The sequence below is a fragment of the Aedoeadaptatus urinae genome (genome assembly GCF_900155585.1).
GTDB classification, from domain to species: domain Bacteria; phylum Bacillota; class Clostridia; order Tissierellales; family Peptoniphilaceae; genus Aedoeadaptatus; species Aedoeadaptatus urinae.
In genome coordinates this window covers 121,770-141,705 of the sequence record NZ_LT707418.1, presented here as the reverse complement: position 1 = coordinate 141,705, position 19,936 = coordinate 121,770, and the positions used below count along the sequence as shown (strand labels likewise).

The 19,936-nt window shown below is 47.7% G+C and carries 19 protein-coding genes; 5 read left to right on the top strand and 14 right to left on the bottom strand.

What is annotated here, in order from left to right:
- Nucleotides 1–57: 57 nt before the first annotated feature.
- Both rny and BQ7397_RS05835 read left to right on the top strand, forming a co-directional pair.
- Nucleotides 58–1,602, top strand: coding sequence for a ribonuclease Y (rny, locus tag BQ7397_RS05840; RefSeq protein WP_077075177.1), 1,545 nt, complete (start codon nt 58–60; stop codon nt 1,600–1,602).
- A gap of 63 nt (nt 1,603–1,665) precedes the next feature.
- Nucleotides 1,666–2,679: a tyrosine recombinase XerC gene (locus BQ7397_RS05835; RefSeq protein ID WP_077075176.1), complete on the top strand. Its 1,014-nt coding sequence runs from the start codon at nt 1,666–1,668 to the stop codon at nt 2,677–2,679.
- Nucleotides 2,680–3,446: 767 nt separating this feature from the next.
- Here BQ7397_RS05835 and BQ7397_RS05830 read toward each other — a convergent pair.
- Nucleotides 3,447–3,803 (bottom strand): LysM peptidoglycan-binding domain-containing protein, encoded by a 357-nt coding sequence (locus tag BQ7397_RS05830; RefSeq protein WP_077075175.1) that lies wholly within the window; start codon nt 3,801–3,803, stop codon nt 3,447–3,449.
- Between the two features lie 173 nt (nt 3,804–3,976).
- On the opposite strand from BQ7397_RS05830, the gene lexA reads away from it, so the two are divergent.
- From lexA to BQ7397_RS05815, 3 genes are all read left to right on the top strand, one after another.
- A complete protein-coding gene (gene lexA / locus BQ7397_RS05825; protein WP_077075174.1) occupies nt 3,977–4,600 on the top strand; it encodes a transcriptional repressor LexA in 624 nt (207 codons plus the stop codon).
- Between the two features lie 207 nt (nt 4,601–4,807).
- Nucleotides 4,808–5,041 carry a helix-turn-helix transcriptional regulator gene (locus tag BQ7397_RS05820; RefSeq protein ID WP_077075173.1) on the top strand — a complete coding sequence of 78 codons (234 nt, stop codon included), beginning with the start codon at nt 4,808–4,810 and terminating at the stop codon, nt 5,039–5,041.
- The gene (locus tag BQ7397_RS05815; RefSeq protein WP_077075172.1) at nt 5,042–5,662 is read left to right on the top strand and encodes a hypothetical protein; all 621 of its coding nucleotides are present in this window, start codon (nt 5,042–5,044) and stop codon (nt 5,660–5,662) included.
- A 49-nt stretch (nt 5,663–5,711) separates the two neighbouring features.
- On the opposite strand, the gene BQ7397_RS05810 is transcribed toward BQ7397_RS05815, so the two are convergent.
- The 13 genes from BQ7397_RS05810 to BQ7397_RS05750 form a co-directional block, all read right to left on the bottom strand.
- Entirely contained in the window at nt 5,712–6,938 is a 1,227-nt protein-coding gene (locus BQ7397_RS05810) for a methionine gamma-lyase family protein (RefSeq protein WP_077075171.1), read from the bottom strand.
- Nucleotides 6,892–7,845: a tRNA (adenosine(37)-N6)-dimethylallyltransferase MiaA gene (gene miaA / locus BQ7397_RS05805; RefSeq protein WP_077075170.1), complete on the bottom strand. Its 954-nt coding sequence runs from the start codon at nt 7,843–7,845 to the stop codon at nt 6,892–6,894. The genes BQ7397_RS05810 and miaA overlap by 47 nt, the downstream gene beginning before the upstream one ends.
- Nucleotides 7,842–9,677 carry a DNA mismatch repair endonuclease MutL gene (gene mutL / locus BQ7397_RS05800; RefSeq protein ID WP_077075169.1) on the bottom strand — a complete coding sequence of 612 codons (1,836 nt, stop codon included), beginning with the start codon at nt 9,675–9,677 and terminating at the stop codon, nt 7,842–7,844. Before mutL ends, miaA begins: the two co-directional genes overlap by 4 nt.
- Nucleotides 9,670–12,231 carry a DNA mismatch repair protein MutS gene (mutS, locus tag BQ7397_RS05795; RefSeq protein ID WP_077075168.1) on the bottom strand — a complete coding sequence of 854 codons (2,562 nt, stop codon included), beginning with the start codon at nt 12,229–12,231 and terminating at the stop codon, nt 9,670–9,672. Before mutS ends, mutL begins: the two co-directional genes overlap by 8 nt.
- A complete protein-coding gene (gene miaB, locus BQ7397_RS05790; protein WP_077075167.1) occupies nt 12,218–13,594 on the bottom strand; it encodes a tRNA (N6-isopentenyl adenosine(37)-C2)-methylthiotransferase MiaB in 1,377 nt (458 codons plus the stop codon). The genes mutS and miaB overlap by 14 nt, the downstream gene beginning before the upstream one ends.
- 97 nt (nt 13,595–13,691) lie before the next feature.
- Complete coding sequence (locus BQ7397_RS05785; RefSeq protein ID WP_077075166.1) at nt 13,692–14,237, bottom strand: rubrerythrin family protein; 546 nt, start codon at nt 14,235–14,237, stop codon at nt 13,692–13,694.
- 92 nt (nt 14,238–14,329) lie between these two features.
- On the bottom strand, nt 14,330–15,397 hold the full coding sequence (gene prfA, locus BQ7397_RS05780) for a peptide chain release factor 1 (protein WP_077075165.1): 1,068 nt from the start codon (nt 15,395–15,397) through the stop codon (nt 14,330–14,332).
- Nucleotides 15,390–16,214 carry a peptide chain release factor N(5)-glutamine methyltransferase gene (gene prmC, locus BQ7397_RS05775; RefSeq protein ID WP_077075164.1) on the bottom strand — a complete coding sequence of 275 codons (825 nt, stop codon included), beginning with the start codon at nt 16,212–16,214 and terminating at the stop codon, nt 15,390–15,392. The genes prfA and prmC overlap by 8 nt, the downstream gene beginning before the upstream one ends.
- Nucleotides 16,205–17,131, bottom strand: a complete 927-nt coding sequence (locus BQ7397_RS05770; RefSeq protein ID WP_077075163.1) for a DUF1385 domain-containing protein — start codon at nt 17,129–17,131, stop codon at nt 16,205–16,207. The genes prmC and BQ7397_RS05770 overlap by 10 nt, the downstream gene beginning before the upstream one ends.
- Before the next feature lie 49 nt (nt 17,132–17,180).
- Nucleotides 17,181–17,381, bottom strand: coding sequence for a 50S ribosomal protein L31 (rpmE, locus tag BQ7397_RS05765; protein ID WP_068458125.1), 201 nt, complete (start codon nt 17,379–17,381; stop codon nt 17,181–17,183).
- 80 nt (nt 17,382–17,461) lie between these two features.
- Complete coding sequence (gene glpX / locus BQ7397_RS05760; RefSeq protein ID WP_077075162.1) at nt 17,462–18,430, bottom strand: class II fructose-bisphosphatase; 969 nt, start codon at nt 18,428–18,430, stop codon at nt 17,462–17,464.
- On the bottom strand, nt 18,423–19,079 hold the full coding sequence (gene fsa, locus BQ7397_RS05755) for a fructose-6-phosphate aldolase (RefSeq protein ID WP_077075161.1): 657 nt from the start codon (nt 19,077–19,079) through the stop codon (nt 18,423–18,425). The genes glpX and fsa overlap by 8 nt, the downstream gene beginning before the upstream one ends.
- Nucleotides 19,079–19,936, bottom strand: a complete 858-nt coding sequence (locus BQ7397_RS05750) for a class II fructose-1,6-bisphosphate aldolase (protein WP_077075160.1) — start codon at nt 19,934–19,936, stop codon at nt 19,079–19,081. Before BQ7397_RS05750 ends, fsa begins: the two co-directional genes overlap by 1 nt.

Below are 19,936 nucleotides of genomic sequence, written 5' to 3'. Positions count from 1 at the left end.
ATAAACAAGTGGTTTATACCATTTGAATCATGAAAACTAAATAAGGAGGTGTTCCATATGCCCGCATATTTGGTACCTATTATAGGGGCATTGGTAATTGGAATCCTCGGAGTAGCTATTGGTTATTTTATACGTAAGTCATCGGCTGAAGGAAAAATCAACCGTGCAGAAGAATTAGCCAAGAATATCATTATTGAAGCGGAACGTGAAGCCGAAAACAATAAACGCGATATTTTATTCCAAGCGAAAGAGGAAATTCACAAGCTTCGGGATACGGTCCAACAGGAAAGCGATGCTCGGAAAAGCGAACTCCAACGCTATGAAGATCGTTTGAATTCGAAGGAAGATTTGCTTCAATCGAAAAGTGCGACCTTGGAAAAAAAGGAAAGCCAAATTTTCGATCAACAAAATCGCATTCAAGAAAAGGAAGACCTGATCGACGAATTGGTAGAAAAGAAATCCGAAGAAATTCAACGGATCTCCGGACTATCGAAGGAAGAAGCGAAGCAGATTCTGCTCAACGAATTGGAAAATGAGTTGACTCAGGAATCGGCTGTGAAAATCAGAGAATACGAACGCCACATTAAGGATGAGAGCAAAAAGATCGCTCAAGACGTCATTGTCCACGCCATTCAACGGATTGCAGCCGACGAGGTCGCCGAGACGACGGTGTCTGTGGTCAATCTTCCCAACGACGAAATGAAGGGACGCATTATCGGCAGAGAGGGACGAAACATTCGCGCCATCGAAGCCTTGACCGGCGTCGACTTGATTATCGACGACACGCCGGAAGCGGTAGTCGTTTCATCCTTTAATCCCATTCGCCGGGAAATTGCCCGCGTCGCTTTGGAAAAATTGGTCCTTGACGGACGGATCCACCCGACGCGTATCGAGGATACGGTGGAAAAGGCGAGACAGGAAGTGGACGAGATCATCAAAGAAAGCGGCGAAGAAGCTGCCTTTGAAGCAGGCGTTCACGGTCTTCACCCTGAGCTGGTGAAGTACCTGGGCCGACTGAAATTCCGTACCAGCTTTGGACAAAACTGTCTGCGCCATTCCGTGGAAGTATCGAAAATCGCCGGCTACTTGGCCGAAGAGATCGGTATCGATTCGAAATTGGCGAGACGCGCCGGTCTGCTCCACGATTTGGGTAAATCCATCGACCACGAAGTGGAAGGACCCCATGTGGAATTAGGCGTGGAACTTGCGCGACGTTACAAGGAACCCGAAGCCGTCATTAACGGCATCGAGGCTCACCACGGCGATGTAGAATTCAATTCTCTGGAATCCGTCTTAGTACAGGCGGCCGACGCCATTAGCGCGGCTCGACCCGGTGCACGACGTGAAACCATCGAAAACTACATTAAGCGACTGGAACAATTGGAAGAAATCGCCACCGGTTTCGAAGGCATCGAAAAATCCTATGCCGTTCAAGCCGGACGTGAACTGCGTATCATCGTGAAGCCCAAGGAAATCGACGAGGCTCACATGGTAACCACGGCTCGAAACATAGCCAACGAAATCGAAGCGCAGCTGGATTTCCCGGGACAGATCAAAGTCAATGTGATCCGCGAAACCCGTGCCATCGAATACGCCAAATAAAAAAACCTGCCTACGGGCAGGTTTTTTCTTGCTTTCTTTGCTATGATAGTTAAGAGGTGAAACATGATTCGGGCAAATATATTGGACGACTACTTAAACTATATGCGCGCCGCCAGAGGCCGAAGCGAAGGCACGGTTAAAGAATATTTTTACGATGTACGCCAATTCCTCCGCTACATGCGCGTAAGAAAAGAGGGCCTCGCCGTGGAATCTTTAGACGAGGTGGACATCGATGCCGTCGACGGCGAACTTCTCAGAAAAATCGAAAAATCGGATATTTACGCCTATATTTCCTATTTAGACCGGGAGCGGAAAAACAATAGCCGTACGAAATTTCGAAAGATTTCTTCCGTGCGCTCCTTTTTCGATTATCTGACCTATAAGGTGGATGTCCTGGAAAAAAATCCCTCGGAAAATATCGATATGCCTAAAATGGAAAAATCCCTTCCCGTTTACTTAACCCTGGAGGAGTCTATCCGGCTGCTCCGCAGTATTCAGAACTTTAAACAAAAGAACATCTTTCGCCTTAGGGACTATGCCATAGCCATGCTCTTTTTAAATTGCGGCCTGCGGCTCAGCGAGCTCGCTTCCTTAAATGTAAAGGATCTAAACAAGGATCGCACCTTACGCATTATCGGCAAGGGCTCCAAGGAGCGGCTGGTTTACTTAAACGACAATGTGGAACGCTCCATCGACGCTTATTTATTCGCCCGCAAGGCCGAAGGCTTGGCAGACGAGGAGCCGCTGTTTTTAAGTATGCGCAAGACACGAATGAGCAATCGTTCCATTCAGCATATGTTGGAGAAACATTTAAAAAACGCCGGCTTCGACACGCGGAAATATACCGTGCATAAATTGCGCCACACGGCAGCCACCTTAATGTATCAATTCGGCGACGAGGATTTAAAATCCCTGCAGGAGATCCTGGGACACGAATCCATTTCCACGACGCAAATTTATACTCACGTGAACCTGGAAGACATTCGCCATACCATGAATCAAAACCCTTTGGCGAATATTGAAGACGTGGAAAAAATGTTAGAGGATGCTGAAAAAGAAAATGAGTCTAAGGAATGATATAAACGCATGTTCGAACATACGGTTCGAATTTTTGTATCAATGCTCACAGATCGTTCGATACAATCGCCTATAAGTCGGCTTTACATGCCTGTAAATGCTTCTTCATACCATAATTCGGGCTATTACGTCTTTACAGGCTATTAAAGGCCTTTTAAGAGACTTTGTGTTTCTTCCATGCAGTTATATGATTTAAACCTAAAAAGCCTGCTATTTCGATTCTACGACGTCATTTTTCAGACTTTAACTGAAGATATGCGCTGTGATTCAAATAGATATACCGGAGGCCATTGATGAGTGGCATTGACGGCAACAAGCATCGAAATAGGATACCGTCAATGTAATCTATAAATAGTAACCGATATATATGAATCTCGACCATTTAAAGTTTTAAAGAAAACATCGGAATCAAATTACAAACTTTTAAAATCGACTCAGAAATAAAATTACAGATCAAATACGTAATCAAACCTAAGATCTTAAAATAAAAATAGAAAGCTCCTAAGGTCACATGTAGAGGACGTGAACGCCTCTTAAAGGGCTTTAAATAACCCCCGAATCGTTCTTTCTTTAAAACGACGCATTTAGTCACAAAATCTTTATTTTGTGACTAAATATTTGTGGCTATGGATTTATGATCGCTCTGCTCCATCCCTTCCATCTCACTAAAAAAGACGACCGAAGTCGCCTTTTTTTATTCCGTATTTATTTGGATTTGATGTTTATCTTCCGTGATGGGATCGAGATCTCAAAGTCTCTCTATAAATCTATAACGGAAGCTCCCGTTCATCCAGTACGACGATGATTTTGTCGCCCGGCTTGAGTGCGCAATCGTCGCCTAAGTGATTGGCTTCCACCATGCGATCGATCATGAGGCGCAAATCGTCGCCGTGCTCGGCATAGTTCGTTGCGATGGACCACAGGGTGTCGCCGGGCTGCACCAGGTACTCCTCTTGCACTTGGTAAGTATTTGAACGATGCTTCGGCACCGTGGTCCCCATTATACTCATAAGTAAAAGAATAATAATCGGCAGCAGACGGAGTCGCTTTCTATTTTTAATAATCCGATGAGAGAGTTGTAAATTTTTGTGATTTTGTCTTTGCATGCTTTTATCCCTTTTCATTTTAGACCTCCATGCAATTTATTTTCGATCATTTATTCGAATGTCTGTTCGTACGTTTGTTCATATTTTATCTGAACAGTTGTTCTGTGTCAAGCTTTTTTGAATGTATGTTTGAAATGTTTGTTCGTCTCTGATATACTAAACATACTTCATGAAAAGGAGCGATTGAATTTATGTATGAAGATCTTGAAAAACGGGAAATGGAAATTCTCTTTTATATTAAACGCTTTATCGACTCCAAGGGCTACCCCCCTTCTATTCGCGAAATCTGTAATGGCTGTAATATCAAAAGCACCTCGACGGTTCACTCCAATTTAGAAAAGCTGGAGCTGAAAAATTATATTCGCCGCGGCGCCACCATTAACCGCGCCATCGAGGTCATTCATCAAGACGACGATTTTCTATCGGCAAAAAAGAAAACCACGGACATTCCCATTTTAGGGCGTGTTGCCGCGGGCTTGCCTATTTTAGCATCTGAAAATATTTCCGATACGGTGCCTATGGCCACGGACTTCGTTAACGATCGCAATCTCTTCTTTTTAACGGTTCAGGGCGAAAGCATGATCGACGTCGGCATTTTAGACGGCGATCAGGTGTTGATCGAACCTACCTCCACCGCCAGAGAGGGCGAGATTATCTTGGCGCTGATCGAAGACGAGGCCACGATAAAAACTTTTTATCGCGACGAAGCCAATCGCCGCTTCCGCCTTCAACCGGAAAACAGCACCATGGATCCTATTTATGTCGATGATTTAAAAATACTGGGCCGCGTAATCGGTCTTTATCGCCTTTTCTAGAATTTGTTTTTTGCCGCCGAGCTTTTTTCGACGGCTTTTTTTAGGGCTATGATACCGATTCGAAAAACAAGTTCAAGTGTTGGTAAGTAGCTATAAAAGAGGACTTTGATAAATTCTAACAATTTTGCAAATATAATTGCATCATGAAAAGGAATATGCTACAGTAAAGTTAAATTGAGAATGTTAGATAGGTAGGTTCAAAATATTTTGGGAAATAGAATAAAACAAATTAGGAAAGAAAAAGGATTAACTCAACGAGAATTAGCCTATGAGTTAAGTGTAACAAGACAATACATTAGTCTTTTGGAACGTGGTGAGGCTCAAGCTACAATTTCAGTGGCAATTGAAATTGCAAACAAACTAAATACATGTATTTATACACTATTTGGTTTTGATAAATTTGAGTGTGAACAGTGTAATAAAGGCATAGGAGGAAATTAAATGAAGAATATAAAAAAAATTTCAATAGCACTTTTGCTTTTTGCATTAGTTTTTAGTCCGAATGTAGTAATGGCTGCGAAAAATAGCAACGATGCAAAATGTTTTTCAAGCAAGAATTTTTTAGTAGAATCTAGAGATACAAAAGGATCTACGGATTTTCAAATCCGCTTGTTAAAAGGAAGTGTAGCTACTTTTGCTAGAGAAAAGTGGAAAAAAGGTGATATCGTAGTCATTAAGTTTAAGTCTTTAAAAGGAAGCGATTTAGAAGTAGGTATTTTGCCTGCCGAAGATATTAACGTTGGCTGGGGCTATAATGATTATGGTGCTCCTATAAAAAAGGGTTTAGAAAGCCCAGAAGATGAGGTAAAGTTTACTATTCCGGATGATGGAGAATATGGAATTTATGTTAAAGATAATGCATCAAATGCTGTTTCTTTTCTAGATTTATTTAGGGGAAAAGAAACAATATCTACAAAGTCGGAAGGAAAAAAATCTAGAAAAGATCATGGTCTTGAATTAAATAATCATAATTGTATTGAATTTGAGTTAGAAGTAAATAAGAAATTTATCAATCCTTTAACTGAATTGGAATCTAAGCGCTTACTCGCCGTCTATTCGTAATAAAAAAGACCCCGAGCTTCCCTTCCGTCGGAAGTTCTCGGGGTTCTTTTTATGCTTCTTCTTTTAGGGCACGGAGCACTTGAATCAGGGCGAGCTTGATGTGTTCGTAGGTAAGTCCGCCTTGAAAATAGACGCGGTAAGGCGGGCGCATGGGCCCGTCGGCGGACAGCTCGATGCTGCTGCCTTCGATAAAGCCGCCGGCAGCCATAATGACCTGATCCTCGTAGCCGGGCATGTCCCACGGATAAGGCGTCACATGGGAATCCACGGGAGAGGCCGCCTGAATGGTGCGGCAGAAACGAATCAGGTTATCCGGCGTCTCAAGAGCAATGGACTGTACGATGTCACTTCTGGGATCCGTAGATGCGGGAACGCAATCGTAGCCCATGGATTCGAAGGTTTTGGCGAAGAGCATGGCGCCCTTAATGCACTGAGCCACGCGGTGGGGTGCGAGAAACAGGCCCATAAGCGTGTTACGACTTTGGCCGAAGGTGAGGCCGCATTCTTTGCCGATGCCCGGTGCCGTAAGCTCCGATGCCACCCGCTCGATAAGGTCCTCCTTCCCCACGACGTAGCCGCCGGATAGGCTCAGGCCGCCGCCGGGATTTTTAATGAGGGAGCCCGCCATAATATCGACGCCGACTTCCGTGGGCTCGATTGTTTCCGTAAACTCACCGTAGCAATTGTCGAGAAAAATAATACCGTTGAAGCTTTTTCTTACGGCATCCACGGCCTGCTTCAGCTCCTCTACCGTAAAGGCGCGGCGGTTGGAATAGCCCGTGGATCGCTGCATGATCACCAAATCCGTATCGTGGGGAACGAAATCGGGGATGGCATCGTAGTCGATGGCGCCGTCTATCAAAGGAAGCTCCCGATAGTCGATGCCTTTAGATCTTAAATTGCCCGGTGCGTCGCCGGATGTGCCCAAAACTTTATGCAAGGTGTCGTAGGGCGTGCCGGTAATGGAGACGATAGTGTCTCCGGCCGACGTCAATGCCTTGATCGCAAGGGCGATGGCATGGGTACCGGAGACTATATTGGGCCGTACCAGGGCGTCTTCCGTGCGAAAGAGGGCCGCATAGACGGCCTCCACCTTATCGCGACTCACGTCGCCGTAGCCGTAGCCCGTAGTCCAGTTGAAATCCGTGGACGCTAAACGAACGGACTGCATGGCGTTTAATACTTTCTCCTGATTGAACAGACAAATCTCATCCAGGGCGGCGAAGGGTTCACGAAGACTGTTTTCGATCTCCTGCAAATCCGCGATCTGTACCATATTTTTCTCTCTCCAGTTCTAAAATCTTTTCTACTGCTTCTTCTCTCGTCATTTCGGACATGGGGAGGAAGATTGCATCTTCTTCCTTGCGAAACCAGGTCATTTGTCTTTTTGCAAAATTTCTGGAATGCTGCTGAATTTTTTCGATGGCCGTGGTCTCGTCCCATTCCCCTTTTAAATACTTCACCACTTCTTTATAACCGATGGAGCCCATGGGCTTGACATCGTCGCCATAGGTCTTGTAGAGGCTCTCTACCTCATCGAATAGACCCGCCTCCACCATATTGATTACACGGCGGTTAATGCGGTCGTAGAGCGCCTCACGTTCCCAATCCAATACGATGTATAGGGGGTCGACGTCTTCTCTTACCTTTCGGAGCTGTTCCGTTTCCACGTGGCCGGATTCGATGCGCTCTAATGCGCGAATGACGCGGCGGGGATTGTTTAAGTCCACGGCATGGGCCATGGATTCTTCTTTTTCTTTCAAAAGCTCCACCATGTATTCCAAACCATGCTCGTCGTAGAGGCTATTTAACCGGTTCCGAAGAACCGATGAAGGCTTCTTGGAAAAATCCAGCTCGTAGATCAAGCTATGGATGTAAAGGGCCGTTCCTCCGCAGATGACTGGAATCTTTCCCTCGTCCCACAGGCGATAAAAAATCGGCAGAGACGCTTCGTAAAAATCCGCGGCGGAATAAAATTCCTCAGGTTCCTTAATGTCGATTAAGTGGTGTACGATGCCTTCAGTTTCATCGGCCGTAATTTTTCCGCTTCCGATGGTAAAGCCGCGATAGACCTGAACGGAATCCGCCGAAATAATTTCCGTATTCAGCGCTTTGGCCAAAGCTACGGACAGATCCGACTTGCCGGAGCCGGTGGGCCCGGTGATTAAAATCAAGGGCTTCATAGACCCTCCCGTAAGAATAATTTTTCAAAGGCCCGTTTTTCCACGTGGATCATCGTCGGCCGTCCGTGAGGACATGTAAAGGGCGTGTCTGCATCGTTGAGCTCGTCCAACAGAGCGTAGGCTTCCGTCTCAGAGATGGCATCCCCCGCTTTAATGGCGCTTCTGCAGGCGAGGCGCATGATTTTGTAAATGTTTTGTTCTTTGACATTTACGCCGTCCTCCAATTGATGGATGGAGTCCAGAAAAAATTGCCGGAAGTCGTCAATGAGAATATGCTCAGGCACTTCGCGAATAAGGATGTCCTGTTCGCCAAAGACTTCGGGAAAGATGCCCAGTTGCTCGTAGTCCGCCCTGTGCATTTCCACCGCCTGCATCTCCTCGGGACTTAAGTGGATAGTTATCGGCGCCAGCAAGAGCTGAGTCGCCACGGCATGTTCCTGAATTTTCTTGCTGTAGCGTTCGTATAGAATCCGCTCGTGTGCGGCGTGCTGGTCCACGACGAGAAGGCGATGGTCCCGCTTGTTTTCGAAGAGCAGGTATGTTTTAAAAACCACGGCCAAGAATTCGTAAAGACTTACATCCAACGGCGATTCATGGGGCGCTTCGTCTTCTGTCACATCATCTTTTTCCACTGATTCTCTAAGAAGCGGTTCCTTATCGTAATCCTTTTCGCTTTCCGCCGCTACCGGCATATCTTTCGGCAAGACAAAGGCAGGCGCCTTAGGCTTCGGGACCTCTTTTTCCAGCTTTCTCTCCCTGCTGAGCTCAAAAATGGTCTTCTCCGGCACGGGTGTCTCTGATTTATCAGCGCCCTCTTTTAAATCGTCCACGGATGGGATTTCCCGCTTCGGCATGAGCTTTTCTTCCACCAGACGCTCTAAAATCGTCGTCAGCTGATTTTCATTGGAAAGGCGAATGGTCTGCTTTTGAGGATGAATGTTCACGTCGATTAATATGGGATCGATGGTAATGTAGAGGACGTAAACCGGATAGTGATTCAGTGGAATTAAGGAACGGTAGACCTTTCGAATGGCCTGGGCAATGTCGTTGCTCCTCACTCCCCTGCCGTTGACGAAGAGAAATTCCCGATCCGGCGACGAGCGGTGAAGTAAATTATTGGAGACATAGCCTTCGATTTGGTAGGATTCCGTTTCAAAGGAAATCGGCAGTAGATTTCTTGCAATGTCTTTTCCCAAAATCGAATAGATGTGATTGATCTTGTTATCGGCGCTTTGGGAATGCAAAAGGGTCTTTTGAATCCGCAACAAGTGAATGGACACGTCTTGATGGCTTAAGGCTAAGAGCTCCACGACTTCCACGATTCGACGAATCTCCTTCGCCGTGGTGTTCAGGAATTTTTTCCTCACCGGCGTGTTGTAAAAGATGTCCCTCACGATCATGGTGGTGCCTACCGGTGCCCCTACGGGCTCACCGCGAGAGACGATGCCTTTTTCAACGGAAAATTTGTAAGCAAAGTCGCTGTCCTCCGTCTTCGTAACGCATTCCACCTCACTGATATTTGCGATACTCGCCAAGGCTTCGCCACGGAAGCCCAGGCTGGTAATCATATCCAGATCGGAAATGGTACGAAGCTTCGACGTGGCGTGGCGGGCAAAGGCCTTGGGCACCTGGCTCTTATCCATGCCCATGCCGTTGTCGGCGATGCGAATTTCGTCCAGAAGATTATCCGCGAGGCGAATGCTGATCCGATCGGCACCGGCGTCTATGGCATTTTCAACCAATTCTTTAATAATGGAGGCGGGATTTTCGATGATTTCACCGGCGGCGATTTGAGAAATCGTCTGATCGCTCAGTGCATAGATTTCAGGCATCTACATCCTCCTTTAAGGCTTCCAGTAACATCAAAGCTTCCAAGGGCGTCGTGTGATTTATATCGATGGAGCGGATTTTCTCCCGCAAAGGATCCGGTCCCTTTTCGGAGACGACGCTTTTTTCCTTCACGCTCTCGACGATTTTTCCGTCTTCCTTCGACTCCAAATGCATGAGCACGCTGCGGGCACGATCGATCACTTCTTCCTTGACGCCGGCGAGCTTTGCCACGTCGATGCCGAAGGAGTAATTACTTTGACCGATGACGAGCTTTCTTAAAAAGCGAATCTCATCGTCCACTTCTTCCGTGGCCACGGTGACATTTAAAATGCCGTCGTAGCGCTTTTCCAATTCCGTGAGCTCGAAATAGTGGGTGGCAAAAAGAGTTTTCGCCCGCACGTCCATGCAAATGTATTCGATAATGGACCAAGCGATGGAAAGGCCGTCGTAGGTGCTGGTGCCGCGGCCCACTTCATCGAATAAAATCAAGGACCTGGCCGTAGCCAGCCGTAAAATCTCCGCCACTTCCGTCATTTCTACCATAAAAGTGGATTGACCTCGCGTCAGGTAGTCTGAGGCACCGATTCGGGTAAAGATCTGATCCACCAAAGGCAGATCGGCTTCATCGGCAGGCACATAGGAGCCGATCTGAGCCATAATCTGAATCAGGGCCACTTGCCGCATATAGGTGGATTTGCCCGCCATATTCGGTCCCGTAATAATTTGCAGAAGCACCTTCTCGTCGTCGAGATAGGTGTCGTTGGGAATATAGGGATCCTCCATGGACTGCTCGACCACGGGATGGCGGCCTCCTTTTATGGAGATCACGCCCTTGTCGTTAAAGGACGGGCGAATGTAATGGTAGCGCTCAGAAACGGTGGCCAGTGAACATGCCACATCCAGCTTTTGTACGGCTTCCGATAACTTTTGAATGGACAAAAGTTTCGACCGAATAGTTTGTTGAATTCCCTCAAGCAAATCCAGCTGACGCATAAGCGCACGCTCTTTTGCGTGAAGAATTTCCTCTTCCCTGTCCTTTAATTCCTCTGTGAAGAAGCGCTCACTACCCACCAGGGTCTGTTTGCGAATGAAATGATCCGGCGCCTGATCCACAAAAGACTTGGACACCTCGAAAAAGTAGCCGAGAATTTTATTGTACTTAATTCGCAAATTCTTTATGCCGCTCGCTTCCCGCTCTTTTTCCTCCAGCTGCAAAATCCACTGCTTGCCGCTTTCGGAAAGGGCGAAGAGGCGGTCAAGCTCTTCATCGAAGCCCTCGGCCATAAAGCGCTGTTCGCGGAAGTTAACGGGGACGTCTTCCACAAATGTTTCTTTCAACAGCTCCGAAAGCTCCCACATGAGATCCACGCCGTCGAATAGCCGAAGCAAGGCTTGGCTGTCTGCCTGCTCGAGGAGATGCACGATTTCTTGCACCGCGTTCAAGCTTTTCTCCAGCCGCTGAAGCTGTTTCGGCGTCATGGTTTCGTTGGCAATGTAGATGGACAGTCGATCGATGTCGTAAATCGCCGCCAGCTGCTCCTGAATATCGTCAAATAAAATGCGATCGCTATGCAACGCGTCGATGCGATCGTAACGATCATTTAAGGCGTCAGCGTCCATTAAGGGATGCAAAATAGCCGTGCGAAGGTAGCGACTGCCCATTTTCGTCTTGCAACGATCCAAAATGGCGTAAAGTGAATGCTCCTTTTGATTATTGTGGCTGTTGCTCACCAGCTCCAAATTGCGAATGGTGGTTTCCGACAAATCCATGGTTTCGTCGTTGTCCTTGCGCTCGGCAATATGGAGGTGATTCTGCTTGCTGTGTTGGGTCGCTTCCAAATAGGCCAGCAGATTGGCGAGGGACAAACTATCGAAGTCGATGCTTTGATTTAATTCGGCGTAATCGGCTAAAACGGCTCGATTATTTTCCTTCACTTCCGTCGTTTTTAAGACAAAGTGGCGGCGCGCCAATTTATGAATGATCTTTTTCTCTTTAAAATCACCGTCGTAAAGAATCTCCGTGGGACGATAAAGGGCGAATTGTTTTTCGAGAAAGCTTTCCGTTTCGCGCTTGTCCCAACATACTTTTCGCTCTAGTACCAGCTTGCCCGAAGGATAATCGCAGTGCACCAGCTCGACGATCTTCCCCACTTGAGCGATGCTGGTCAATATGCGGGGCTCGTCTGTGTCGTCTTCGTCGATAAAAGTGCCCGGCGTAACGACCTTGGTGACTTCCCTCTTCACCAGGCCCTTCGCCTCTTTCGGATCTTCCACTTGATCGCAAATGCTCACGGAATAACCCATTTTCACCAGCCGCTTCACGTATTGATTGGCCACGCGATAAGGCACGCCGCACATGGGAATCTTGTCTTCCAAGCCGCCGCTTTTCTTGGTTAAGGTGAGGTCCAGTAGATCGGAAACGACGATGGCATCGTTAAAAAAGAGCTCGTAAAAATCCCCGAGGCGGTAAAACAAAAAGGCTTCGGGGTTTTCGTTTTTTGTTTCGACGTAATGGCGCATAGCCGGCGTCAATTTTTCAAAATCACTGATTTCCATGAACGATTTCTCCTTCTAAAGAGAATGTATTGCCTCCCGTAATCTTTACCTGAGCCATGCGACCGATGTATTCGGGATCGTAGGGCGCGTGGACCAATTTAAATCCTCCGGTGCGTCCGCTCATTTTCGTCGGATCGTTTTTGCTCGCCGATTCAAATAAGACCTCCTGCACGGTACCGTGTAAGGCCTCGTACTTTTCCCTTTGAATGGCATACACCGCGTCCAAGAGACGCTGAAAGCGCGCATCTTTTACTTCCTTAGGCACCTGATTTTCCATTTTGTCGGCCCTTGTGCCTTCCCGTCGGGAGTAAATAAAGGTAAAGGCGTTGTCGTACTTAACGCGCTTCACCAGGTCCAATGTGTCTTCGAAGTCCTCTTCCGTTTCCCCGGGAAAGCCAACCATGATATCGGTGGAAAGGGAAATGTCCGGACGGACGGCGCGCACTTTGTCGATAAGCGTAAAGTAATCCTCCCGCGTGTAGTGGCGGTTCATCATCTTCAGCACGCGATCGGATCCCGACTGCACGGGCAGGTGCAGGTAATTGGCAAGCTTCGGTAGATCCTTAAAGCAGGCGATTAAGTCGTCGGACATGTCCTTGGGATGGGAGGTGGTAAAGTGAATACGGTCGATTCCATCCACCTCGTGTACCATGCGTAAAAGCTCGGCGAAGGTGGTCTTCTCTTCTAAATTTTTTCCGTAGGAGTTAACATTTTGTCCCAGCAGAGTCACCTCGTTGACGCCGTCGGCCACGAGATTTTTTATTTCATCGAGAATATCTTCCGGTTCTCTGGATACTTCACGGCCCCGAGTGTAAGGCACGATGCAGTAGGTGCAGAAATTGTTGCAGCCGTACACGATGTTGACGTAAGCGGCATTGCTCGCCGTTCTTGAATAAATCTGATTGTCGAAATTGGTGTAGCTTTCGTCGATTTCCACCACGGCATTTTTCCTGTCGTCGCTCTCCAAAATTAATTGGGGCAGACGGTAAATATTATTGGTTCCGAAGACGATGTCCACGTGATTAAACGTATTGAGTACGTAGTCTCGAGATTCCTTTCGCTGCATCATGCAACCGCAGACCGCTACTTTCAACTTTTTGTTTTTCTTTTTAATGTGTTTTAAGCGACCGATATGGCCGATGACTTTATCTTCCGCACTATGGCGAACGGAGCAGGTATTGATAATCGACAGGTCGGCATCTTCTTCTCTGTCAATTTCTTTAAAGCCCATCTTATTTAATAGTGTTTTTATTTTTTCGGAATCGTGTTCGTTCATCTGGCATCCGTGGGTGGTGATGACGTAGGTTTCACCGCCGTGGATTTCCTTCACACGATCGATTAAATGTTGAAATTGCTCTTCCATGACTACTCCTTTGATTAACAGTTCCCTTAATTATACCATAGTTGAAATTGAAATTTCGGGCATGAAAAAAAGACATCCGAAGATGTCTTTTCAGATCTTAGTAAGCGACGAAGGCCTTTGACTTGGTGTGGCAGATGGGGCATTCTTCTTCGTTTGCGTCGAAGGTGATGTAACCGCAAACGGGGCAGAGAAGGATGTCTTTTGCATCCAAGTCTTTACCTGCGTCAACTGCCTTTTTAGCTTCTTCGTAGCGAACGGCGTGAATCTTTTCAGCTTCGATAGCAAATTGCATCGCCTTAACCGCTTCTTTTTCCCCTTGCATCTTAGCTACTTCGATAAATGCGGAATACATTTCCGTAAATTCGAAGGTTTCGCCATCGATACCCTTTTGAAGGTTCTCAGAGGTGCTTCCGATTCCGAAGCCTGCCATACTGGTGACGGGGAAATCGCCGTGAATATCTTTCATGGCCTTGAAGTGCAGATTGGCGTGGACTCTTTCGGCTTCGCCGGTGCAGTTAAAGAGTCTTTCGACATTGGGGAAACCTTCTTTGGCAGCGGTTTTTGCCCAAATACCGTAACGCATATGTGCTTGGCTTTCGCCTCCAAAAGCGCTTCTTAAGTTGTCTTGAGTCATTGCGTGCATAATAATGCCTCCTTATATCTTGTTGCTTTTTGACTTGCTAATCATATCATGTAATTGATAATAAGACAAGTTTACGAGCGACCGCTAAAGGCTTATTCCACGCTTTGTATTTTCGCCGCTTGATCCGCTGCCGTCAAGGCATCGATGAGATCGTCCAGGTCCCCGTTATTGATATCGTCGATGCGGTGACTGGTGTAATTGATACGGTGATCCGTCACACGACCCTGGGGATAATTATATGTGCGGATGCGTTCAGAGCGATCGCCGGAGCCTATTTGGGATTTCTTTTCCTTGCTGACGGCATCTTCCTGCTTTTGAAGTTCCATGTCGTAAAGCTTCGCCTTTAAAATTTTAAAAGCCTTGTCCTTGTTTTTCAATTGGCTCTTCTCGTCCTGACAGCTGACGACGATCCCCGTCGGTTCGTGAGTCAGGCGAACGGCGGAGTCCGTGGTGTTGACCGACTGGCCACCGTTTCCGGAGGAACGGAACACGTCGACGCGCACGTCGTTGGGGTCGATTTCGATTTCCACATCGTCGATTTCCGGCATGACGATAACCGTCGCCGTCGATGTATGGATTCGACCAGAGGATTCCGTTTCCGGCACGCGTTGCACACGGTGAACCCCCGATTCGTATTTGAGACGAGAATAGGCGCCCTTGCCTTGAATCAAAAGAATGGCTTCCTTAAAACCGCCGATGCCGTTTTCATTACTGGACATCAGCTCCGACCTCCAGTTATGATTGTCGGCATAATGAATGTATTGGCGCACGAGGACCGCGGCAAAAAGAGCCGCTTCGTCGCCGCCGGCACCGCCGCGCACTTCGACAATGACGTTTTTATCGTCGTTTTCATCCTTGGGAATCAAGAGAATTTTCAGCTCTTCTTCGATTTTGGCCAAGCGCTCTTCTTCCATCTTCAATTCCTCTTTTACCAGCTCCCGCATCTCGTCGTCGATTTTTTCGTCAAACATGCTCTTGTTTTCGGCGATGGCTTCGGAGGTTTCGGTATATTCTCTGTATTTTTTTACGATTGGTTCGATCTCCGCGTGTTCGATGGCCGTTTTTTGAAGCAATTTACTGTCGCTTTGCACCTTCGGATCCATCATCATATCGTTTAATTCTTTATAGCGATCCTCATAAACCGATAAGTTTTCAAACATATTCTATCCTCCCATAAACGACGCGATCCAAGCCGCTGAAATCTTTCTCGCAACCGACGGCCGAAAAATGATGTTCGCGTAATAATTTCTCCACGTCTTCTCTCTGATTGGCACCGATCTCAAAAACCAAGTAACCGCCGTCGTTTAAAAAATTCGGTGCCTCGGCCGTGATTTTCCGGTAAAAATCCAATCCGTCTACGCCGCCGTAGAGCGCCTGCTCAGGCTCGTAATCGACGACGCTTTTATCTAAATTATTCATTTCGTCTGCGGTAATGTACGGCGGATTGGAATAGATTATATCGTAAGTTTCCCGAACCTTGGAAAAAAGATCGGATTCTGTAAACAACACGTTTTTCACGCCGTGGTTTTTTGCATTTAATGCGGCTACATCCAGAGCATCGGCGGAAATATCTACGCCGTGAACCTCCGCTTCGGGGTAAAGCCGGGCCAGTGTAATGGCCACACAGCCGGAGCCTGTGCCGATTTCAAGAATGCGCTTGGCCTTCGGTGCCAAGGACTTCATGCAATCCACGCTTCTTTCCGTATCGTAGCGGGGAATCAAGACCCGCTCATCGACGTAAAATTTCTCGCCGTAAAAATATTCCTGCTTCAAAGCATAGGCCATGGGCTTTCCACTTGCCATATCGCCGATCACTCGACGAAGCCCTGAAACTTCAGATTGATTCAGATTCTTCTCCGGATAAAGAAGCACGGCCTTCTGATCCAGCTGAAAGAGAGCGTCGAACACAAGGTATGCGCGGCGGCGATCCCCTTTTAAGGCCGCACAAGCCTCGTCAAAGGCTTCTTTTACTTCCATAGATCACTTTCCCCTTCTTCGGGAAGAACCGCCTTTAAAGAGGCGATACCCACTTCAATTTGGCTGTCGTCCGGCTCACGAACGGTGAAATGCTTTTGAATCATGAGCCCCGGATAGCGCAGGGCCATGGTAAGAGGCGTGTCGTATTTGCCGATCAATCGATTGACCTCATAGCTGACCCCGGCGATAACGGGGAAGATCAAGATGCGCACGAGGATGCGACCGATAAAAGATGGCCAGCCGAAGAAGGATAAGATGATTACCGATAAAATCAATACCATAAATAAAAAGCTGGTTCCGCAGCGGGGATGCAGGCGAGAATACTTCCGTACCTCCTCCACCTCCAAAGGTGCACCGGCCTCGTAGCAGGCGATGGATTTATGCTCCGCTCCGTGGTATTCAAAGACGCGGCCGATTTCCTTTTGTTTGGAAATTATAGCCATGTAGGCAAAGAAGATTCCGATGCGAAAAACTCCTTCTACCAGATTCAGCAGAAAGGAACTTTCAATATTGCGTTGGAAGAAGGTGGCCAGCGCGTTGGGAAGGACCATGAAAAAGATAACGGCTAACAGAAACGAAAACGCTACCGTAAAAATTTGCTCCAGCTTTTCGCCGTGTTCAGGGAAGTGTTTTCTAAAAAAGCCGTCCTCTTCCCCTTCCTCCTCTTCCCAAAAAGAGGCGGAATACATAATGGCATCGACGCCGATAACCATGGCCTCGATTAATTTCACGGCACCGCGCAACACGGGCCAATTTAAAACGGGATACTTGTCGGCGATGCTTTTATTCTTTCCCGTGCGAAGGGCGATCTCTCCGTCGGGCTTCCTTACGGCATAGGCAGTCTTGGAAGGTCCCCGCATCATCACCCCTTCGATAAGGGCTTGTCCGCCGATGGTCGTCTTAAAGGATTCGTTCATAGATTAGTGAAACTCCTTAAAAAAAAGGCCCGCTTTCACGGGCCGTCTTTTATGATCTTTTATATTTTTTGTTAAATTTATCAATACGTCCGCCCGTATCAGTAAACTTTTGACGTCCTGTGAAGAAAGGATGACATTCGGAACAAACTTCCACTTTTAAATCCTCTTTTACAGAGCCCGTCTTGAAGGTGTTGCCACAAGCACAAGTGACCGTAGCTTCTTTGTATTCGGGATGGATACCTTTTTTCATCTGTCCACACTCCTTTCCTTAAAAATTTAATTCGTATTACTAACTTTTATAGGATAGCATACTTTCTTCTTTTTGTCAATTTACTTTGCGTATTCCGGCTTGTTCTTCAAATCGTGTACGCTGTCGATAAAGCGCACGGTCTTTGAGGGCAAGCGCAGGACCAAGGATTGCGTTGTCGCCTTATTGTCCTTCATGTAGCGAACGCCCTTCAGTAAATCGCCGTTGGACACGCCGGTAGCGGCAAAGATCACGTCGTTACCCTTTACTAAATCTTCGATGGTGAAGATCTTTTCGGGGTCGGCGCCGCTTTTTGCGACACGTTCTTTTTGCGCATCGTCAAAGGTCACAAGTCTTCCTTGAAAGTCGCCGCCTAAGCATTTTAAAGCCGCCGCTGCAATGACGCCCTCCGGTGCGCCGCCTATGCCCATAATCATATCAATACCGCTCTCTTCAAAGCAAGTGTAAATGGCGGTGACGATATCGCCGTCTTTAATTTTTTTAATGCGGGCGCCGGTGGCACGGATTTGTTTGATCAAATCGTCGTGTCTCGGCCGATCGAGAACGGAAATCGTCATTTCTTCAGGCGACTTACCGATGGCTTCTGAGACGCGGTGAATATTTTCTTCCACGGAGTCTTCCAACCTGATGGCACCCTTTGCCTTCGGCCCCGTCGCGATTTTTTTCATGTAGACGTCCGGCGCGTGTAGCAGGCAACCCTCCGGCGCCACGGCCACGACGGCAATGGCATTGTTCATGCCGTTGGCGATGGCCGTCGTTCCGTCAATAGGGTCTACGGCAATATCTACGGCATCGTCGGATTGATGGCGCGTGCCGATTTCTTCGCCGATGTAAAGCATGGGCGCTTCGTCGATTTCACCTTCACCGATGACCACGGTTCCGCGAATGTGAACCGTATCAAACATGCGGCGCATGGCATCGACGGCAGCACCGTCGGCGCCGTTTTTGTCGCCCTTTCCGAGAAAGCGCGCTCCGTTTAAAGCGGCCGCTTCCGTTACCCTTGCTAAGTTTAAACTGAGATCTCTATCCATTGGCTCTCTTCGTCCCTTCAAAATCCTTGTTAAATTGATCGATTCCCTTGTCCGTCAGGGGATGCTTCAGCATCTGCTTAAATACCTTGTAAGGCACAGTGGCAATATGGGCACCGGCCTCTGCCGCCTCTTTTACGTGAAGCGGATGGCGAATGCTTGCGGCGATCATCTCACAGTCGTAGCCGTAATAATCCATAACCTCCGCAAGGTCCCGTACTAATTCCATGCCGTCGTGACCGATGTCGTCGAGTCGTCCGATAAAGGGGCTGATAAAGGAAGCGCCGGCCGCCATGGCCAAAAGGCCTTGGTTCACGGAAAAGATCAAGGTGCAATTCGTACGAATGCCCTCTTTTTTAAGGGCACGAATGGCCTTCAGACCTTCTTCGTTCATAGGCACCTTAATGACGATGTTTTTATGAATGGCGGCGAGCTTTTTACCCTCGGCAATCATGCCCTCGGAATCCGCAGCCGTCACTTCCGCACTGATTGGCCCGTCGACGAGGGATGCGATCTCTTCGATGACATCTTCAAAGACCACATCCTTCTCCTTGGCGATTAGGGAAGGATTCGTGGTCACGCCGTCCAATACGCCCCAGGCTTCGATTTCTTTAATCTCAGCGATATTCGCTGTATCGATGAAAAATTTCATTATTTCCAAGCCTTTGCGTCGCTGCCGAAGACTTTGATTTTTTCCTTTACCGTTTCGGCCATGGCTGCACGGGCAGGCTTCAAAATCTTTCTCGGGTCGATTTCGTCGGGATTTTCGGCAACAAAGGCCTTGACTGCACCGGCGAAGCTGGCACGAATGTCCGTGTCGATATTGATCTTGCGAATCCCGGCGCCGACGGCCTTTTCCAAGGTGTCATAGGGAACGCCGCTGGAGCCGTGAAGAACCAAGGGCACGCTGACGACTCGATCGATTTCTCGAATGCGGTCGATGTCCACTTTCGGTTCGCCTTTATAAACGCCGTGTGCCGTGCCGACGGCAATGGCCAGAGAGTCGACACCGGTTTCTTCGACGAAAATGCGGGCTTCTTCAGGATCGGTATAAGTAGCTTCCGCTTCCGATACGACGATTTGATCTTCCGTTCCGCCGATTTTACCCAGCTCCGCTTCCACGGAAACGCCGACAGCGTGAGCGATTTTTACGATTTCCTTCGTTAAGCGGATGTTTTCTTCCAGCTCGTGCTTCGATGCGTCGATCATAACGGAGGTAAAGCCGTTGCGAATGCAGCTCATGATCTCGTTAAAATCCGTGCCGTGGTCCAAGTGCAAGGTCATGGGTACATCGATTTGTTGGGCCGTGGTCTTTACCAGGGACGTAATGTATTCGACACCTGCGTATTTAATGGCTCCCTGAGACGCTTGTAAAATAACCGGAGCGCGAAGCTCATCAGCCGCTTGGGCGATGGCCTGAATGATTTCCATATTATTGACATTAAAAGCGCCGACGGCATAACCGTGATCATCTGCGTGTTGTAAAATTTGTTTTCCCGTAACTAACAT